We start from the raw sequence: 15,186 nt of genomic DNA, 5'->3' as shown, positions 1-15,186 counted from the left end.
ATAGGTGCATGAGGACTCTGTACCTGTTCAGCAGCGCTGCGCCGCCCGTGTTCGACGTCGCCCGCGTCATCGAGGACGCACAGGCCGACGGCTGGGACGTCTGCCTCGGCCTCACCCCGACCGCGGCCCGGTGGCTGTCCCAGTCCGTGGAAGGTCTCGCCGCCCTCACCGGGCACCCCGTGCGCTGGGACTACAAGCTGCCTGGCGAGCCGGACGCGTGGCCGAAGGCGGACGCGATCCTCGTCGCGCCGGCCACCTTCAACACGGTCAATCAGTGGGCGCTCGGGATCACGGACAAGTTCGTCGTCGGCGTGGTCGCGGAGGGCATCGGGAAGCGGATCCCCACGGCGGTCATGCCGTGCGTGAACGCAGCCTACGTGCAGCACCCGCAGTTCGAGCGGTCTGTCGAGACGCTCCGGGGTGCTGGGGTGACGGTGCTCTACGGCGACGGCGGGTTCGTGCCGAACGAGCCGGGCCACGGGAACCCGGCGGCGTACCCGTGGCGGCTGGCGCTCGACGCGGTGCGGGGCATTCTGGACTGACCGGCCACGCTCCCGGGGATTGTCGGTACCTCCGCGTACGATCCGGCCGTGGCGATCGAACTGAGTGACGAGCTGATCCAGCTCGAAGAGAAGGCGTGGGCGGAAATCCAGGCCAAGGAGCTGACCGTGGAAACCGCAGAGGCCGTACAGGCCGCGGTCACCGCGCACGCCGAGGCGACCGGACAGAGCCGGTTCGACGTCGAGGCGGCGCTGAAGAAGCGGGTCCGGAACCCGGAGCTCGAGGGCGAGTAGCCGATCGAGTCCCGCCCGTCGGGCGCTGTCCCCGCGTGGGGTCCGACGGGCGGGTCCGAGTGCGCCGCAGCCAGCGAGCGCGAATGGGATGGAGTCACGGTAGGGCCAGCCACTGACAGCGCCGGGTGGCCACCGACGACTAGCTTCTCAAAATCGAACAGGCGTAGCATTCGAGCTGTGAGTGGTCTGTCTATCTCCCAGCGCCTCGAGAAGAAGCGCACCCTGCATGCCTGGCTACAGTGGCAGACCGAGCAGACAGCGAGGGAGATCCGGCAGCTCGAAGCTGACGAGAAGGAAGAGAAGCGCCGTCGCAACATCGCGCGGGCGGAAGTGCGCTGGAAGATCCAGCCGTCCCGGGCCGCCGAAGGGCAGCCGATGCTCCACCGCGGGAACTGCCGCATCGACCCGCGGCAGGCCGGGCTCCTCTCCTCCGACGAGGTCATCGTCGCACTTCGCGAGTTCCCCGCCATGGACATGTGTGACATCTGTAAGGCCTTGGGCAGTCTTAGCCAGTTCGGCATCGAGAAGCCGACGCCACGGACGCTGCCCGGCGGCGGGGCGCCATGACGAACCGTGGCTCAGACGCACGACGACGCCCGCCCCAGATGCGGGGCGGGCGTCGTGGCCACGCTATGCGGCAGCTGCCGCGCGGCCGATCTTGTCGACCAGCCAGTCGAGTCCCTTCGGGGTGAGGAAGGTCTGCTCGACCATCTTGTAGCCCGCAGCCACGAACTTGACCTCGGCCCGGCCGGCCGCCGTGTGCTCCTGGTACGGGATCCTCGTGTTCTGGACCTGCAGGAACCTGACCTCAGGCGAACGCAGCAGGTCCATGAACTTGGTCCGCCCGAGACCTCCCGTGACGTGGTGGAGGGCATGGGCTGCGGTGCCCATCTCGATAAGCCCGTCCGAGTCGCAGAAGGCGTCCCACTTACCGGCCTTCGGGGCCGCGATCGCGAGCTCCTTCTTCGTGGTCACCAGTTCCTTGGCTGCGGCCACGTACTGCTCGGCGAGGGCGAGGATGCCCTCGGGGCTGGTGATGTCCGGATGGGGCGTCTGCGCCACTTCGGCCTCGCGGGTCTTCACGGCGAAGTACGTCTTCGCCGCAGCTACCTCAGCCTTGCGTCCGTCCCCCGCCAGGGCAACGTGGTAGGCACCGAAGCGGGTCAGACGGTAGTCGGCAACGTTCTGCTTGCCCCACCGCCCGCCCGGGATCAGTTTCGCGGCACCGCGGAAGTGATCAAGAGGGTCCAGTCCTGAAGCCTCGACCGTCTCTTTGGCTCGGGTGATGACGTCCTCGAATCGCTCCCAACGCTCATAGCCCATCAGGGCCTGGAGGTCGCGAGCTGACCAGCGTTCCTGGCCGCTGATGTCGACGTGCATGATTCGATCGAACGGGCTCGCGTCCCCACTGTTGCTGTTAGACGCGGAGACGATAGGGTTAGGGCGATCCAAGGAGCTTCTCCTCCCGGTCGTTGCCCTTGTGCGGGTGGCCCCCCGCCAAGGGCGTTTCCATGCCGCCTTCAATTCGAAGCCGACTCCGACATTCACCAGGTTAGAGCAGCCTTCTGGCGCTGCCCCGTAGAGTTTCCGGCATCAAATGGCACGCCGTGCCTTGATCGATCAGCGCGCCCCTGTCGGAGCGTGAACGCCCGTAACTACCAGATGGTCGATGCTGTCACTGCGTGTCACGAACGCGATCAAACCCGTCACTCATGTGAGGTATCTCTCGTACCTCCGCACGTATGTCTTCGTGTACATGCACAACCTTCGATCGGAAGGTGCCACGCAACAGCAAATGCCCCCTCCCGCCGAGGCGAGAGGGGGCAGTGCTGTTTAGGCGCTGCGCATGAGCCGGATCCACGACCCCGCCTTCACCGTCGTGGGAGTCGCGGAGATCGCCGTCTGTGCCCACCGGAGCCGCAGCGCCCCGGCCGTTCCGCCCACGCGCAGGACCCCGGCAGGCCGGACGGCCGAGCCCGTGGCGACGATGCCGACACCCGACGACGTGGCGAGGTCCAGCCGCGACTGCTTCGCGGAGCCGATGTTGCCGGTGTTCCCCGCCGAGATACCGGTCTCCGTCCACGACAGAGTCGACCCGGCAGGGGCGGACCAGCCGAGGGTGATGTCGGCTGCCGCGTCGGCCTCGACGTCGAGGTACGCGTCGAGGGCGTACACCCCGTTCGCGACGACGGGGAGGGTGAGGTGGTCGTCGTCCTGGAGGGTCGTGCTGCTGGTCACCTGCTCGTCGGAAGGCTTGTGCGCGAGGAGCACGTCCGTGGAGCGGAGCGCGGTCGTATCGCCGGCGCCCTGCCCGCCGAGCGGCGGCTGAGGACCCGTTGCCCCGGTCGGTCCCGTCGGGCCTTGGATACCCTGCGGCCCCTGTTCTCCGGCCGCCCCGGTGGCGCCGGTTGGCCCGGTGGCTCCCGTCGGCCCGGCCGGTCCCTCGACCGGGGTGTAGACGATGGTCCCAGGGTCCGCGTCGACCAGGTCCGTCACGTCGATGGGATCCCCGTCACCGACAGGCAGCTCGAAGTACCGCACCCGCGGCGACAGCCCGGCGATGCGCTCCTCGATCCGCCAGAGCTTCCCCTCGGCCGGCTCGACCCCGGACGCGTCTGTCGTCACGAGCGCCTGCTCCAGGACGCCGACCGCAGCCGGGTCCAGGACGACGGTGTGTCCACCCACGAGGAGCTGATTCCCGACCGTGTCGGTCCACACCTCAGGGATCGTCGAGAGCAGCACCTTGCCGGTTGCGGGCTGGCCGGTGACGGGGTTGGTGTACAGCCCGGTCACGGTCCGGGTTGCGGGCAGCGGCACGGCGGCCTCCCTACGGGTAGATGCGGCGGGCCGGGTCGAGCCCGAGCAGGACGCGGTTCTTCAGCGGCGTTGGCGGCGGCGCGGTGTCGCGCTGGCAGACGAGCACGTCGGGGTCGCCCTTGTACGGCTGCAGCGAGAATCCGGTGGGGCAGTTCTGCCCGTTGGTGCCGTCGGCTCCGTCCCGGCCGTCGGTCCCATCTCGCCCTGGAATCCCCTGCTCGCCTCGCTCGCCCTGCGCGCCCGGTGGGCCGCTAGGCCCCGTCGGGCCGACGGCTCCGGCCTCGCCCCTCTCTCCTGCATCGCCCTTCTCGCCAGGCTGGCCACTGGCTCCAGGAGTGCCGGGTTCCCCCGGCTCACCCTGCTCCCCAGCGGGGCCGGTGGCGCCCGTCGGGCCGGGGATGGGGACGGGAACGGTGGTGCGCTGCGGCAGGTCTTCGACGGCCTGCTCCGGCTCGGGGGCCGCAGGCGCTTCGCCCAGCGCCTCGACCTGAGCACGCAGGACGCGAACGTCTCCCGCAAGGGTTGATGCCGCGTCCCCGCGTAGGTTCGCCTCGGCTACGGCCTGCTCGCGTGCGGCGATCTCCAGGTCGATTCGGTGCCAGATCAGGACGACGGCGCCGGCCAGGACCAGGAGCACGGCGGCCAGGGCGAGCTTGCGCCAGCGCGGGGCGAGCGCGCGGACCAGGGCGCTGGGCTTCTTGTGCGGCGTCGGCGTCACGCGGGGCGTCCTTCCAACTCGACGAGGCGCGCGAGCAAGGTGTCCCGCTCGGCGGTGAGTTCGGCGATCTGTCGGTGCAGGTCGACCGTGCTGGCTCGCTCGCTGGCGAGCTCGGCGTAGGCAGCGGCGAGTTCGGTGGTCTTCTCGGCCAGCTGGTCGCGGAGTTGGACGCGTTCCTCTTGCAGGTCGTCGACGAACCGCGAGTAGCCGTCGAGGACTTGGCCGCCCTGGGCGGTGCGGGACTGGCTGCGGTGGCCGACCAGAGAGGCCCCGGCCACCGCGAGGCCTGCGACGATGGTTCCGACAGCGGCGAGCGTCGCAGCGTCCACGCGGTGACCTCCGGTTGTGCTGGTGCGGGTGGGACTACTGCTGCGGCAGGGCGCCCGGCCTCGGCGCCGGGGACACCTGGCCCCGGGTCACCAGGGCCAGCACCGCGAGCACCATGGCGTTCAGGCCGCCGACGGTCTCCGGGGCCACGTGGAATCCGTAGGCGGCCAGCAGAGCCACGGAAGCGGCGACGAGGCCGGTGAACGCAGACGGCGCGATCGGCCGCGTCATGACGGCGGTGGCTGCGGCGAGGACGGCAGAGGTGGCAGCGACGATCGCGCCGGCCTGCTCGCCGGTCAGGCCCACGTTGAAGGTCACGAGGAGCGACAGGGCGGCGCTGATGGTGGCGATGACGAGCGCGGGCTCGCGTCCGAAGATGCGCATGAGGTGTTCTCCGTTCGGGGTCAGGAGTTGGTGGGGCCGGTGACGTCGACGCGGACCTGAACGGTCGCCTCGGCGATGGCGCGCTCGACGGCGGCCACGACCGTCTCGGTGTCGACCTCGTCGCCGAGCTGGGCGGCGAGGGCTGCGATCGCGGCCGACTGCGCCTTGATGGTCGCGGCGGCCTGGGCCGCGTTTGCCCCCGTCCACCACAGGACTTCCTTGAGCGGCACGTACTGGGTGCCCTCGGTCCGCGGGTCCTCGACCCGGTACTCCATGACAGCTGCTGCGAATTCAGCGGCGGTCGGCATGTCTTCCTCCTCTACGGCGCCGCCCTTTGCGGCGGCCAGAATGCGGGAGAACGGCAGGGCGCCGGGGTCTCCGTGGTCGTTCTCGGGGACGTGCTGGTGGCCGCACCAGCCGCGGAAGTTGGTCCACTCGGTGAAGGTCATTCGCACGCGGCTGTTGCCGTAGCTGGCCGGGTAGGCGAGCCACTCGGAACGCCCGGTCAGCGGGATGCCGTGCTGGTCGTGGAGCCAGCGCATTAGCGCGGCTACGTCGCGCACGGCCCAGTCGGGCGGCTCGGGCCAGTAGATGTGGGCGATGCCCTTGTTCGTCCACGAGCGGTGAGTGGCCGGGTCGCAGGTGCCGACGAGCTCCCACTGAAAGGCGTTGGCCTGATTGGTCTGGACGCCGCCCGGCTTGTTGACGAGGGCGCGGGCGGACTCGTCGACGTCGAAGTGCTGGTGGTGGACCAGGCGCTTGTTCTTGAAGTCGGGTACCGAGGTGACGGTCGGGGCGCTGGCGCCGCCGCCGTAGTTGTAGAGGCTGGGTCCCTCGGTGGTGTGGATGACGCCGCAGTTGACCTCCATGTCGGAGCCGCTGTACTGGCCGGTGCCGAAGAAAAGATCGAAGACGGCCCCGGGGATGCGCTGTGGCCCGGTCTTGGCCATGAGCCCTCCAGGAAAGACGAAGCCCCGGCCAACGGGCACGGGGCAGGCGAGGGGGATGCGGTCAGCTGGTGGCCTGGCTGACGCAGGTCATGCCGAACGTGGCGGGGAGAGACAGCGACGAGCCGCTGTTCTGGTTGCAGAACACTTCGATGTACTGGCTCGCAGCGGTGAAGATCGCGACGCCGGAGAACGTCGACTGCATGTTGCCGGTGCTGCCGCGCTGGGTGCCCGACTTGGCGGTGGACAGAACAGTGCCGGAGCCGTTGGCCCTGATCTCCGTGCGCGCGTCGTTCGTGCTGAGCGTGCCTGGCCAGGTGATGCCGCCGTGGATGATGTAGGTCCCGGCACGCGGCGCCACGAGCCGTGTCGCCTGGCCGCTGTTCCACATCGATGTGTCGTTCGAGGATGCGATCGACGCCCATGAGATCGCGGTGTAGTTCGAGGCGTGGGACGGCAGCGAGAACGCGGTGGCGACCACCTGCGTGCAGCAGAGAATCCCGACCAGACCCGTCATCTGATCGCGGATCTCGGCGTTCATCATGGCCGCGGTGACGACCTCGCCAACGACCCATGTTCGGGGGGTGACTACAGGCGCGGGCATCAGCGGGCCCCCTTCCTCGGCGGCGACGGCGGCACGACGCGGGCCGGCGGCGGCGCGTCGGGATGCGTCCAGTTCCGCTCATGCGGCAGCAGCTCGGCGAGCGCGTCCTCGACCGCGGCGGGATCCTCGGGGAAGACCAGGGCCGCCCAGCCGTAGCCGCACTCGGTACACGCGAACCTGGGGTCGGCCGGGGTGGCCACCTGAGCGGAGCCGCAGGGGCAGTCGGCCAGCCACCGGTTGTGGTTGATCCGGGCCCACAGCTGCACGCCCAGGAGCACGCCCTCGGGCGGGGTGACGCGGCGCTGTTGCTTGTACTCCACCCAGCGCCACACGCGCTCTGCAGGCGGGAGCAGGACCCAGGAGTCCGGCGAGAGTTCGGGCGGCGGCAGGTAGAACTCCTCGGCGCGCACAACCGCGATCATGGGCGTTCCTCTCTCAGTAGGCCAGGCGTGTCGTGGAGTCCAGGACGCTGTAGACGGTGTCGTTCAGGACCCACACCGAGTCGGTGTTGGTGCGGCTGGTGTGGAAGTCCAGGCGGTGGCTGCTCTGTCCGATGGTCTCGACGTAGCCCTCGACGGTGACGGCTGCTGTCGGCGCGGGCGCGGTCGCGGGCAGGTCGGTGATGGTGAGGACCGTGGAGATGTCGGCGGCGAGCAGCGCCTCGAACGTGGCGTCCGGCAGGGAGTACGCCTCGACGGGTACCTGCCGGATCTCCGGCTGCGGGTCGGCGTACCGGGACACCAGCCACCATGCGGCGTCGAGGACTTCGCCGTCGGTCAGCTTCAGTAGCGTGAGCTCCTGGCGCTTCGGCCCGAACGCCAGCCGGGACGAGTCGCTCGCGACCCGCTGTGTCGCGCCACCCGGCCGGGACGCCGTGACCGTGTTGACCAACTTCTGATCATCCGTCGTCGACTCAACTTCGTGGGTCTCCAGGTCGGCGTAGGCCAGCGACAGCGCGGAGGCAGCGTTGTAGCGGACGGAACGCGCCTGGACGATCAGCGACGCCGAGCCGCGGTCCGCCGCGAGCTTCCCGCCCTCGGTCGACTCGACCTGCCGCATCATCTCCAGTGCCGTCTGCCCGCCCTCGCCCTGCGACGCCACGGGGGAGAAGTCGCCGGAGGGGACGATCGCGGCGATGCCCGCGTACCCCGCCAGGCGCAGGATCCGGTCGTCAGCGTCCTCGCCGGAGAAGCCGTTCGCGCCGGCGTCGTAGTGCGAGGTGTACACGGACGTCGGCGGCGCGGACACGGGCGCGTGGATCGCGATGTGGCTGATGGTCCCGGCCCACAACCTGTCGTTGGCGTAGGCGCCGACGGTCATGTGCTGCAGGTCGTACATCCCGTCGATGTTCATGGACAGCGCCGAGCCGTCGTCGATGAAGACCTCGCCGGCCTGCTCGTCGTAGAGCACGTGATGTTGCGCGCCGTCCGCCAAGTTGGCGCTGGCGACGACCATCGAGCCGAACCCGGCGAGCAGGCCGCCGAGCACAGTCCACTGGACCCGCAGCTTCCCGGTCCCGGACTCCAGGCTGAAGATGATCTGATGCTGATTGTCGGCGCTGCGCAGCGAGAACAGGACGCGCCCGGTGGTCGAGGTGCTGAACCAGCACTCCATGAACAGATAGTTCTCTGTGGTCGCCTCGGAGAACGGCACCCCGCAGTCGGCACTCAGGTACTTGCCGTTGTTCGACGAGGCCGGCGTGAACAGCGGCGTGCTCAGCCCGTCCGCGCCGGGCCCGGTCCCCTCGCCGAACTCCAGCGTTCCGCCGGCCCCGGCCTGCGCGATGGACAGCGCCCCCGCGCCGGCGCCCGCGATGTCTCCGGCCGACGTGGACCCGGACGGCTCGGACAGGGGGTAGTAGGCGTGGGGGCCGAGCTGCAGGATCTCCTCGACGAGCATCGCCTGCAGGTTCTCGTCCCCGCCGAGGAGCTTGAAGAGATCCGAGCAGGCGATCCGGACGGTGTCCTGCAGGCCCCGCCACTTCTGGCCCCAGTCCGTGACCAGCCCGTAGAACCGGTGGTAGTCGTTGCCGTTCACGGTCTTGGTGACCCGGATCGGGCAGCCCGGCCGAATGTACGGGTAGTACGGCGAGCTGGCGTTGCCCGCCGTGAACCGGCCGTCGGTGTTGTCCAGGGTGATGCCGCAGGTGCCGGCCTGCGTCTGCGACAGTTCGTCCGACGCGCCCCGCGTGATCCGGATCGCCTGCCGCAGGTCCACCCAGTCGGTGACGTCAGTCCACGTCAGGCTCGTGGCCGCGGGGGAGAACCCGAACGCCATCTCGATCGTGAGCGTCACGACATCACCGTCCCCGGGGGAAGCCCCATCGTTCGCTGGGTGGTCAGCAGAACCCTGCGGATCTGGTCGCCGACCGCGACCGGGTCGAGCGCGCCGTTGATGGTGAAGTTGTTCACCACTGTCGTGCCCCCGCCCCCCGGACCGGCAGCCGTCGCCAGGGCACGGCCGGGAGTCGGCGCGCCCATGCGCATCGACGCCTGGTGGTCGTAGACCCGGGCGTTGCCGGTCTTGAAGTGGATCAGCTCAGGACCAGCCTCACCGACCCACGCCCACTCGCCGGCATGCGGGGTACCGCCGCCCGCGTAGCCGCCGATCGACTTGGCGAAGTTGGACGCCCCGGAGTTCCGGGTGCGGTAGTCGATCATGATCGACACGGTCTTGCCGTGCACCGAGTTGATCGCACCCTTGGCCTGCCGGATCTTCTCCTGCAGCTGGCCGATCTCCGCCCGGACCTGCGCCTTACGGGCATCCGGCACCGACCCGAGCCGTCGCTTCGCGTCGGCCAGCTTCGCCTGCAGATCCTCCAGGTTGCCCTTCAACCGGGCGGTCTTGTCGGGGGTCTTCAGGATCTGGTCGGCCAGCCGCTTCGCCTGATCACGGTTCATGCCCATCTGCATGGCGACGGCGATGAGCCGGCCACGGCCGCGGTCCATGATGCCGTTGACGTGCTGCCACGACTGGCCCTGCTGGCGCGCCGCGGCGGCGGCCTCTTCCGTCTTCGCGGCCAGGTCGTTCAGTGACGTGGCGGCCGCCCGGCCCTTCGCCGTGCTCAGGTCGAGCGCGCCGCCGGACTCCTTCCAGATATCGCGGTACTTCCTCGCCGCCTCGGTGCTCTCATCGAGCGACGCCTCGAAAGCGATCTGTGCGCTGATGCCATCGCGGTTCACCTGGTTGAGCGCGAAGATCGCCTGCCGCAGCCCGTCCGCCGACACCTTCTGCGCGTCCAACTTGGCCTTGGTCTGCTGCGCCTGCTTCCCGAACAGGCCCATGGCCTCCGCCGAGAGCTCGGCCTCGAACGCCATGTCCGCGAGTGCTTCCCGGTAGCCCGTGAGCTTGTCGCGGAGTTCGCCCTCGGTCATGCCCTTGAACCCTGCCGCTACCCGCTTCAGCGCCGCCTCGGCGAGCTCCGGGCTGCCGTTCTTCACCAGCCCGGCGAGGGCGTTGTCGAGCGCCCCGACGTTCTCCTTCGCCTCCTTCACAGGAGTGGAGTCCATGCCGATGAGCTGCGTCAGCCACTGCTGGGTCTTGTCGAGATTCGACGGCCGGGCCAGGGTGCGCAGGCTCTGCTCCAGCGTGCCGAAGTCCTGCCCCATGACCCGCGCGGCCTCGCCCGACAGCTTTCCCGTCTTCCCGAGCTGGGCGATGCTGCTGGTCATCTTGTCGACGTCGGCCGGCGCGGCGCGGCCCATCTGCGACAGCTCCGCCAGGGCGAGGACGAGCAGCCCGATCCCGGAGCCGACGAGCGCCAGCTTCGCCCCACGGGACAGCGCGCCGAAGCTGGCGGTGAGCGCAGCCATCCGGCCGGTAGTGCCGGCGGCCGCGGCCTGCATCGCCACGATCTGCGCACCGAACGCGGCCATCGCCGCCTTGCCCGCAGCCATGCCGATAGCCGCCAGTCGCACGGCCTTCAGTGCGATGACCAGCTGCAGCAGCGTGCTGATCGCACCCGGCGGGACAGCGGCCACGATCTGGCTGAGCGTGTTGACGACTTCGAGCATCGAGACACCCACACCAGATGCCCCGGTCAGGAGGTTCGTCAGGGCCTGCCCGACGTTCCGCAGCGTGTCGGCGACGAGCGGGCCCTGCGCGCGGGCGTAGTCCATGAACTCGGCCAGGCCGCCGCCCGCCTTGCCCGTGTCGGCCGTCCGCATGAAGTGGACCAGCGCGTCGTTGGCGCGGCGCAGCGTGCCGGTCGTGAACCGCTCCATGCGGCTCATGAGCCCGTCGAAGCCAGGGGTCTGCACGCCGCCCGCCGCGACCGTGACGAGGCGGTCGAACTGCTGGGCCGCGCCGCGGACCATGGGGGTCAGCTTGGGCAGCAGCTCGGAGAGCAGGGCCATGCCCTTGGTCACCGGGGCCATCGTGTCCTTGGCGAGCCCGTTCGACCAGTCCTTGTACTCGTCCTTCAGGACCGACAGCGCGGCCGCCGCCTCGCGGGTGGCGGGCGGGAGTTTGGCCATTTGCTTCGCGTAGGCGGCCTGTGCCTTGACCGCGTCCTCCGACGTAGCGCCGGACTCCTCGACCGCGTCTCGGTACTTCTCCTCGGCCTTCGTCGCCTCGCCGAGCGCGGAGATCTGCGGGCCGAGCGCGGCACCGAAGGCGGCCGTCGCCAGAGCCGCGGCGCCCACCCCTGCGGCAAGGGGAGCGAATGCCGCTGCGGCCGGGATGGCCGCCGGTGCGAGCGAGACGAGCGCGCCCTTCAGCGCGTCCACTGCCTTGCCGCTGTCGTGGGCGGAGCCGTCCAGCGCGGCGAGGCGGGTGGCAGCGGTGCTCTGGAGCCGGTTGATCGCCGTGGAGGAGTTGGTGGTGGCGGCGCTGATCCTGCGGTGCAGTCGGGTCGCGGCGTCCCCGGCCCGGTCGAACACGTGCGACAGGCGGTCCTGTCCCGACAGGAGGAAGTTCAGCGTCGCCATCACTCACCACCTCCGTTTTGCTGGGCTAGGTGCCGGTCGATCCAGCCGACGAGCCGCTCGAAGTCCTCGACGAGCAGCTCGTCGACGGCGGCCGGCGGGATGTGAAGGAGGTGGGCGAACAGGCCGAGGTACTCGTCTCTCAGGCAGCCGAGGTCTCGGGTGTCTCGCTCGGTGGCGGGTTCTGCTGGGCGAGGGGCTCCGGCTCTTTTGGGGCCGCGAGAATCCGCTCGATGGTGTCCCGGGCGTGCTCAGGGTCCGCCGCGGCGTCGGGCACCTTCGTCAGGCCCGCGCGGGTCTGCTCCTCGGTGAGCCCCTCGCCCTGCGCGATCTCGACCGCGTTGGTCACCCAGTTCTTGATCTCTTCCTTGTCGTACCGGGTGACCATCTCCTCGACACCCGGGTCGAAATCGCCGAACCGCAGCGAGGGCTGCGAGCGCTTCTTGATGACCCACACGATCGCGCGCATCGCGTCGAGGTCTTCCTCCGGCAGGCCGGCCTGAACCTGCTGCCAGGTCTGGTCGATGGTCCGCGCGACGATCGACGCCTCGGAGACCTTCAGCGACCGGGCGTCGTAGTGCTCGGGCTCGTCGCCGCTCGGGGTGTAGACGATGATCAACGCTGGCTCCCTATGCGAGTTGGCGGCGGACGTCTTCGAGAACCCGCGCGACCTCGGCGGTCATGCGCGGGGTGTGGCGCTGAACGGTCTTGTCCCACCACAGCGGGGTGGTCCACTGGTTCGCCCAGCGCTTCTTGTTGCCGAACACCGGGTGCCGGATCCGGCCGTTCGCGCTGTTGATGACCCACGGCATGTTCTTCAGGTCCGATGGCAGCGCCGACCGGTCGACCCACACCCGGGCACCCGGGTTGCCGCCAGTGCGGACGGACAGCCGTACCGCCTCGGCAACCGTGGCCCGCAGCGGGCGTGTGGTCGGCGACGGCCCGCCCCGGCTCCCGGACTTCCGCGGCTCTGCCCTGATCGGCAGGTTCCGGATGGTCTGCTGCAGGTCGTCCTTCAGGGGCTCGCCCGCACGGCGGATCCGGCGGGCGAAGTTCTGCTTCAGCCTCGGGCCGCCGGCAGCGTGCAGACGGCGGGACAGTTCGAGGAGCTGCCCGGTTCCGGTGACCTGGACGGAGCCGACGGCCATGGCGTACCTCCCGTCACGCGGCGGTGTCGGTGGACAGGTACTCGATCGACACAGGGTTCGTGCCGTCGTACAGCGCGGTGAAGTTGATGGTCGGCTTGATGACCTCGAAGCCGTCGATCGTCGGCGGAGCGTCGTCGACCTTGATCGCAGGCAGGACGATCCGGAACGTCTCGTTGTACGTCGTCTCGATCTGCGGGCCCACGAACTCCCACACCAGCGACGTCTCGCCGTCCGAGGTGTGCAGGTCGTCGAGGGTCGTGCCAACGTAGTCCATCTCGATCGACCCGGTCACCTTCACCAGGTCGTTGGAGATCGGCTCCTTCTTCAGGCCCGACTGTCCGGCGTAGAACCGGTCCGTGGCCATCGGCCGCTCGAACTTCACCGACACCTTGCGGATGCCGTCGAGCGCCACCTCGGACTCGAACGCGCCGGCCTTGATGGCCATCTGCCCGAAGTGGAACGGGGACCGAGCGGGGTACGACGCCGTGGCGAGGGTCTGGGCCTCCGAGCAGTCCTTGCCGTCGATCTCCCACGTCGACATCAGCATCCCGCCGACGTCGCACGAGAACTCGGCGCCCGCGACCTTGCAGCCCACGAACGACTTGTCGGTGACGACCCCGGTCGTCAGCGGCACGCCCTTCTGGATCGTGAGGAACTTCCCGAAGTTGTCCGCCAGGTTGTGCACCTGGAGGTAGGCGTCCGTGGACTCCTGCTGAGCGGGGGTCACGGTCGTACCCATCAGGGCCTGCAGCAGCAGCCCCATCCCGGTGTTCGTGACCTCCATCTCGATCGAGCCGGAGACCTCCTTCTGCGTCAGCACCCGGCGGTCCGAAAGGGCCATCAGCCGGCCGGCGGCCACGCCCGCGGACTGGGCCGTTGTCTTCTTCAGGACCAGCGACTCCTTGGTGAACTCCAGGAACCTGGTTGGTGCCACGAACGTGCCGTAGGTCGACTCGGCGACGATGCCGAGTTGACCGCCGAGACCCGATCCGATCGCCATCAGTCCTCACTCCCCTTCTTGGCCGCGGCCTTCTTCGCTGCGGGCGCGCTGGTCTTGGGCTCCTCGAAGGGCTCCCAGTTGCTGGGCTGGCAGACGTAGCCGTCGTACCGGGCGTCCGGTACGTCGACGACCTCGTCCGGGTGGATCCTGCGGCCCCCGAGCTCCGGCACGGTGACCGGCTGGGGGCCGATGAAGCGCACGCGCGCCATCGCTGTCTCCTTGTTCAAGGGGGTGGGTCAGATGCGGGCGAAGTATGTGACGGTGAAGGCCAGGCCCGCCCGGGCGCCCTGGTCCGTGATGGCCTGCCGTAGGGAGCCGGCCTTCACCTGCGACCACTGGACAGCGCCGCTGAGGGTCGGCGCCTCGCGGTTGCTGTCGCTGGCCCGCAGGGCGTCCTCGACGACGGCCAGGAGCTCGAAGGCGCGCAGCCTCGTAGGCCGGATCTCCTTGTCGCCGGACCAGCAGTCGATCCAGCAGACGACGGCGCCGTCCTCGTTACGCTGGCGGGCGCCCGCGTAGGCGAAGTCCTGCGCCATGGAGGCGGCTTCACCCTCGCCCGGTTGGTAGCCGATGCACAGCTGATCCGCGACGGCCTGGTCGTCGACCGGCGGGCCGTCGACGATCTGCACTCCGGTGAGCGCTGGTGCTTCACTGAGGATCTCCAACAGCGCGTCGATCACGTTGGGTACGGCGGAGGTCGCCATCAGCCCACCCCCGGCGGCAGTCGGTGCGGCTCCATCAGCTGCAGCGCACGGTTCGGGATGGCGTAGCCGAAGCCCTGCACGGGCTCGTTCACGTCGAAGTCGCCGGTGCCGAGCTGCGGCCGCTGCGGGCCCTGCTTCGTCTGCCACAGGTGCCGCAGGATGATCCGGGCCGCCGACGTGAGCGCGGCCGGGACGATCGGGCGTCCAACCTGGTAGGTGACGAGCAGCGGTCCGACGAGGACGCCGCCGTCCAGGCGCCGGACGATCCCGGTGTCCGGGTCGAGGTCGAGGTCGACCACGTCGTATCCGACCCCGCCCGTCAGCAGCGGGACGACGGTGACGAGCTCGATCGCCGGGATGGCGCGCAGGGCGAGCGACGACGCGCGCCGGAACGTGACGCGCTCGGTGACGGGCCGGACGATGACCGGCCCGCACAGCCCCTCGATGCCCGACGTGATCGACTCGATCCAGGAGCGGAGCTCGTCGTCGTCGGCCGACGACGTCTTGCTGAGATGGGTCTTGGCATCGGCAAGCGAGAGGATCCCCGGCGGGGCGGCCTCGCGAACGTCGAAGCTGTCCGTGTGCGCATCGGCGGGCGCCGTGAACACCCAGCGGATCACGTGCCGCCCGGCCTGAACGGTCGGGTAGTCGACCCGGTAGAGGCCGGTCCCGTTCTCGCTCGCGACCGGGGTCACGGTGGAGCCGTCCGGCAGCGTCACGGTGACGGTGACGCCGCCGGCGGTGGCGAGGGTGCCGCCCGGGTCCCGGCACTCGGCGGTCAGGCGCGCGGTCGCGCCGAGGTCGTACGGCATCCTTCC

At 69.7% G+C, this 15,186-nt stretch carries 19 protein-coding genes; 3 read left to right on the top strand and 16 right to left on the bottom strand.

All coding sequences use genetic code 11. The annotated features are described in order from the left end of the window. Positions 1-8: 8 nt before the first annotated feature. The 3 genes from AB0D99_RS10740 (at position 9) to AB0D99_RS10730 (ending at position 1,361) form a co-directional block, all read left to right on the top strand. Positions 9-542, top strand: coding sequence for a flavoprotein (locus AB0D99_RS10740; protein WP_362358814.1), 534 nt, complete (start codon positions 9-11; stop codon positions 540-542). 48 nt (positions 543-590) lie between these two features. Further along, positions 591-794, top strand: a complete 204-nt coding sequence (locus tag AB0D99_RS10735) for a hypothetical protein (protein WP_362358812.1) — start codon at positions 591-593, stop codon at positions 792-794. Between the two features lie 177 nt (positions 795-971). Further along, the gene (locus tag AB0D99_RS10730) at positions 972-1,361 is read left to right on the top strand and encodes a DUF6233 domain-containing protein (protein ID WP_362358810.1); all 390 of its coding nucleotides are present in this window, start codon (positions 972-974) and stop codon (positions 1,359-1,361) included. Positions 1,362-1,424: 63 nt separating this feature from the next. Here the strand turns inward: AB0D99_RS10730 and AB0D99_RS10725 are convergent, their stop codons facing one another. From AB0D99_RS10725 to AB0D99_RS10650, 16 genes are all read right to left on the bottom strand, one after another. Continuing rightward, entirely contained in the window at positions 1,425-2,174 is a 750-nt protein-coding gene (locus AB0D99_RS10725) for a phage antirepressor KilAC domain-containing protein (protein WP_362358808.1), read from the bottom strand. A 453-nt stretch (positions 2,175-2,627) separates the two neighbouring features. Next, the gene (locus tag AB0D99_RS10720) at positions 2,628-3,611 is read right to left on the bottom strand and encodes a hypothetical protein (RefSeq protein WP_362358806.1); all 984 of its coding nucleotides are present in this window, start codon (positions 3,609-3,611) and stop codon (positions 2,628-2,630) included. Between the two features lie 10 nt (positions 3,612-3,621). Further along, positions 3,622-4,329 (bottom strand): collagen-like protein, encoded by a 708-nt coding sequence (locus AB0D99_RS10715; protein ID WP_362358804.1) that lies wholly within the window; start codon positions 4,327-4,329, stop codon positions 3,622-3,624. Beyond that, the gene (locus AB0D99_RS10710) at positions 4,326-4,658 is read right to left on the bottom strand and encodes a hypothetical protein (protein WP_362358802.1); all 333 of its coding nucleotides are present in this window, start codon (positions 4,656-4,658) and stop codon (positions 4,326-4,328) included. The genes AB0D99_RS10715 and AB0D99_RS10710 overlap by 4 nt, the downstream gene beginning before the upstream one ends. 34 nt (positions 4,659-4,692) lie before the next feature. Beyond that, positions 4,693-5,040: a hypothetical protein gene (locus AB0D99_RS10705; protein ID WP_362358800.1), complete on the bottom strand. Its 348-nt coding sequence runs from the start codon at positions 5,038-5,040 to the stop codon at positions 4,693-4,695. 20 nt (positions 5,041-5,060) lie between these two features. Next, entirely contained in the window at positions 5,061-5,990 is a 930-nt protein-coding gene (locus AB0D99_RS10700) for a hypothetical protein (protein WP_362358798.1), read from the bottom strand. A 61-nt stretch (positions 5,991-6,051) separates the two neighbouring features. Next, a complete protein-coding gene (locus AB0D99_RS10695; RefSeq protein ID WP_362358795.1) occupies positions 6,052-6,591 on the bottom strand; it encodes a hypothetical protein in 540 nt (179 codons plus the stop codon). Beyond that, complete coding sequence (locus AB0D99_RS10690) at positions 6,591-7,013, bottom strand: hypothetical protein (protein WP_362358793.1); 423 nt, start codon at positions 7,011-7,013, stop codon at positions 6,591-6,593. Before AB0D99_RS10690 ends, AB0D99_RS10695 begins: the two co-directional genes overlap by 1 nt. A 13-nt stretch (positions 7,014-7,026) precedes the next feature. Continuing rightward, positions 7,027-8,886: a hypothetical protein gene (locus tag AB0D99_RS10685; protein ID WP_362358791.1), complete on the bottom strand. Its 1,860-nt coding sequence runs from the start codon at positions 8,884-8,886 to the stop codon at positions 7,027-7,029. Beyond that, positions 8,883-11,519 (bottom strand): hypothetical protein, encoded by a 2,637-nt coding sequence (locus AB0D99_RS10680; RefSeq protein ID WP_362358789.1) that lies wholly within the window; start codon positions 11,517-11,519, stop codon positions 8,883-8,885. The genes AB0D99_RS10685 and AB0D99_RS10680 overlap by 4 nt, the downstream gene beginning before the upstream one ends. A 139-nt stretch (positions 11,520-11,658) precedes the next feature. Further along, complete coding sequence (locus AB0D99_RS10675) at positions 11,659-12,135, bottom strand: hypothetical protein (protein ID WP_362358787.1); 477 nt, start codon at positions 12,133-12,135, stop codon at positions 11,659-11,661. Positions 12,136-12,145: 10 nt separating this feature from the next. Further along, the gene (locus tag AB0D99_RS10670; RefSeq protein WP_362358785.1) at positions 12,146-12,664 is read right to left on the bottom strand and encodes a hypothetical protein; all 519 of its coding nucleotides are present in this window, start codon (positions 12,662-12,664) and stop codon (positions 12,146-12,148) included. A gap of 13 nt (positions 12,665-12,677) precedes the next feature. After that, positions 12,678-13,664: a phage tail tube protein gene (locus AB0D99_RS10665; RefSeq protein ID WP_362358783.1), complete on the bottom strand. Its 987-nt coding sequence runs from the start codon at positions 13,662-13,664 to the stop codon at positions 12,678-12,680. Further along, positions 13,664-13,873 (bottom strand): hypothetical protein, encoded by a 210-nt coding sequence (locus AB0D99_RS10660; RefSeq protein WP_362358781.1) that lies wholly within the window; start codon positions 13,871-13,873, stop codon positions 13,664-13,666. Before AB0D99_RS10660 ends, AB0D99_RS10665 begins: the two co-directional genes overlap by 1 nt. Before the next feature lie 27 nt (positions 13,874-13,900). Beyond that, the gene (locus AB0D99_RS10655) at positions 13,901-14,368 is read right to left on the bottom strand and encodes a hypothetical protein (protein ID WP_362358779.1); all 468 of its coding nucleotides are present in this window, start codon (positions 14,366-14,368) and stop codon (positions 13,901-13,903) included. Further along, positions 14,368-15,180, bottom strand: a complete 813-nt coding sequence (locus tag AB0D99_RS10650; RefSeq protein ID WP_362358777.1) for a hypothetical protein — start codon at positions 15,178-15,180, stop codon at positions 14,368-14,370. The genes AB0D99_RS10655 and AB0D99_RS10650 overlap by 1 nt, the downstream gene beginning before the upstream one ends. Positions 15,181-15,186: the final 6 nt, after the last annotated feature.

The organism is Streptomyces sp. NPDC047971, from assembly GCF_040653355.1.
Lineage (GTDB): Bacteria > Actinomycetota > Actinomycetes > Streptomycetales > Streptomycetaceae > Streptomyces.
Note: the sequence above shows the minus strand (reverse complement) of the source record. Positions and strands in the feature narration are given on the sequence as shown.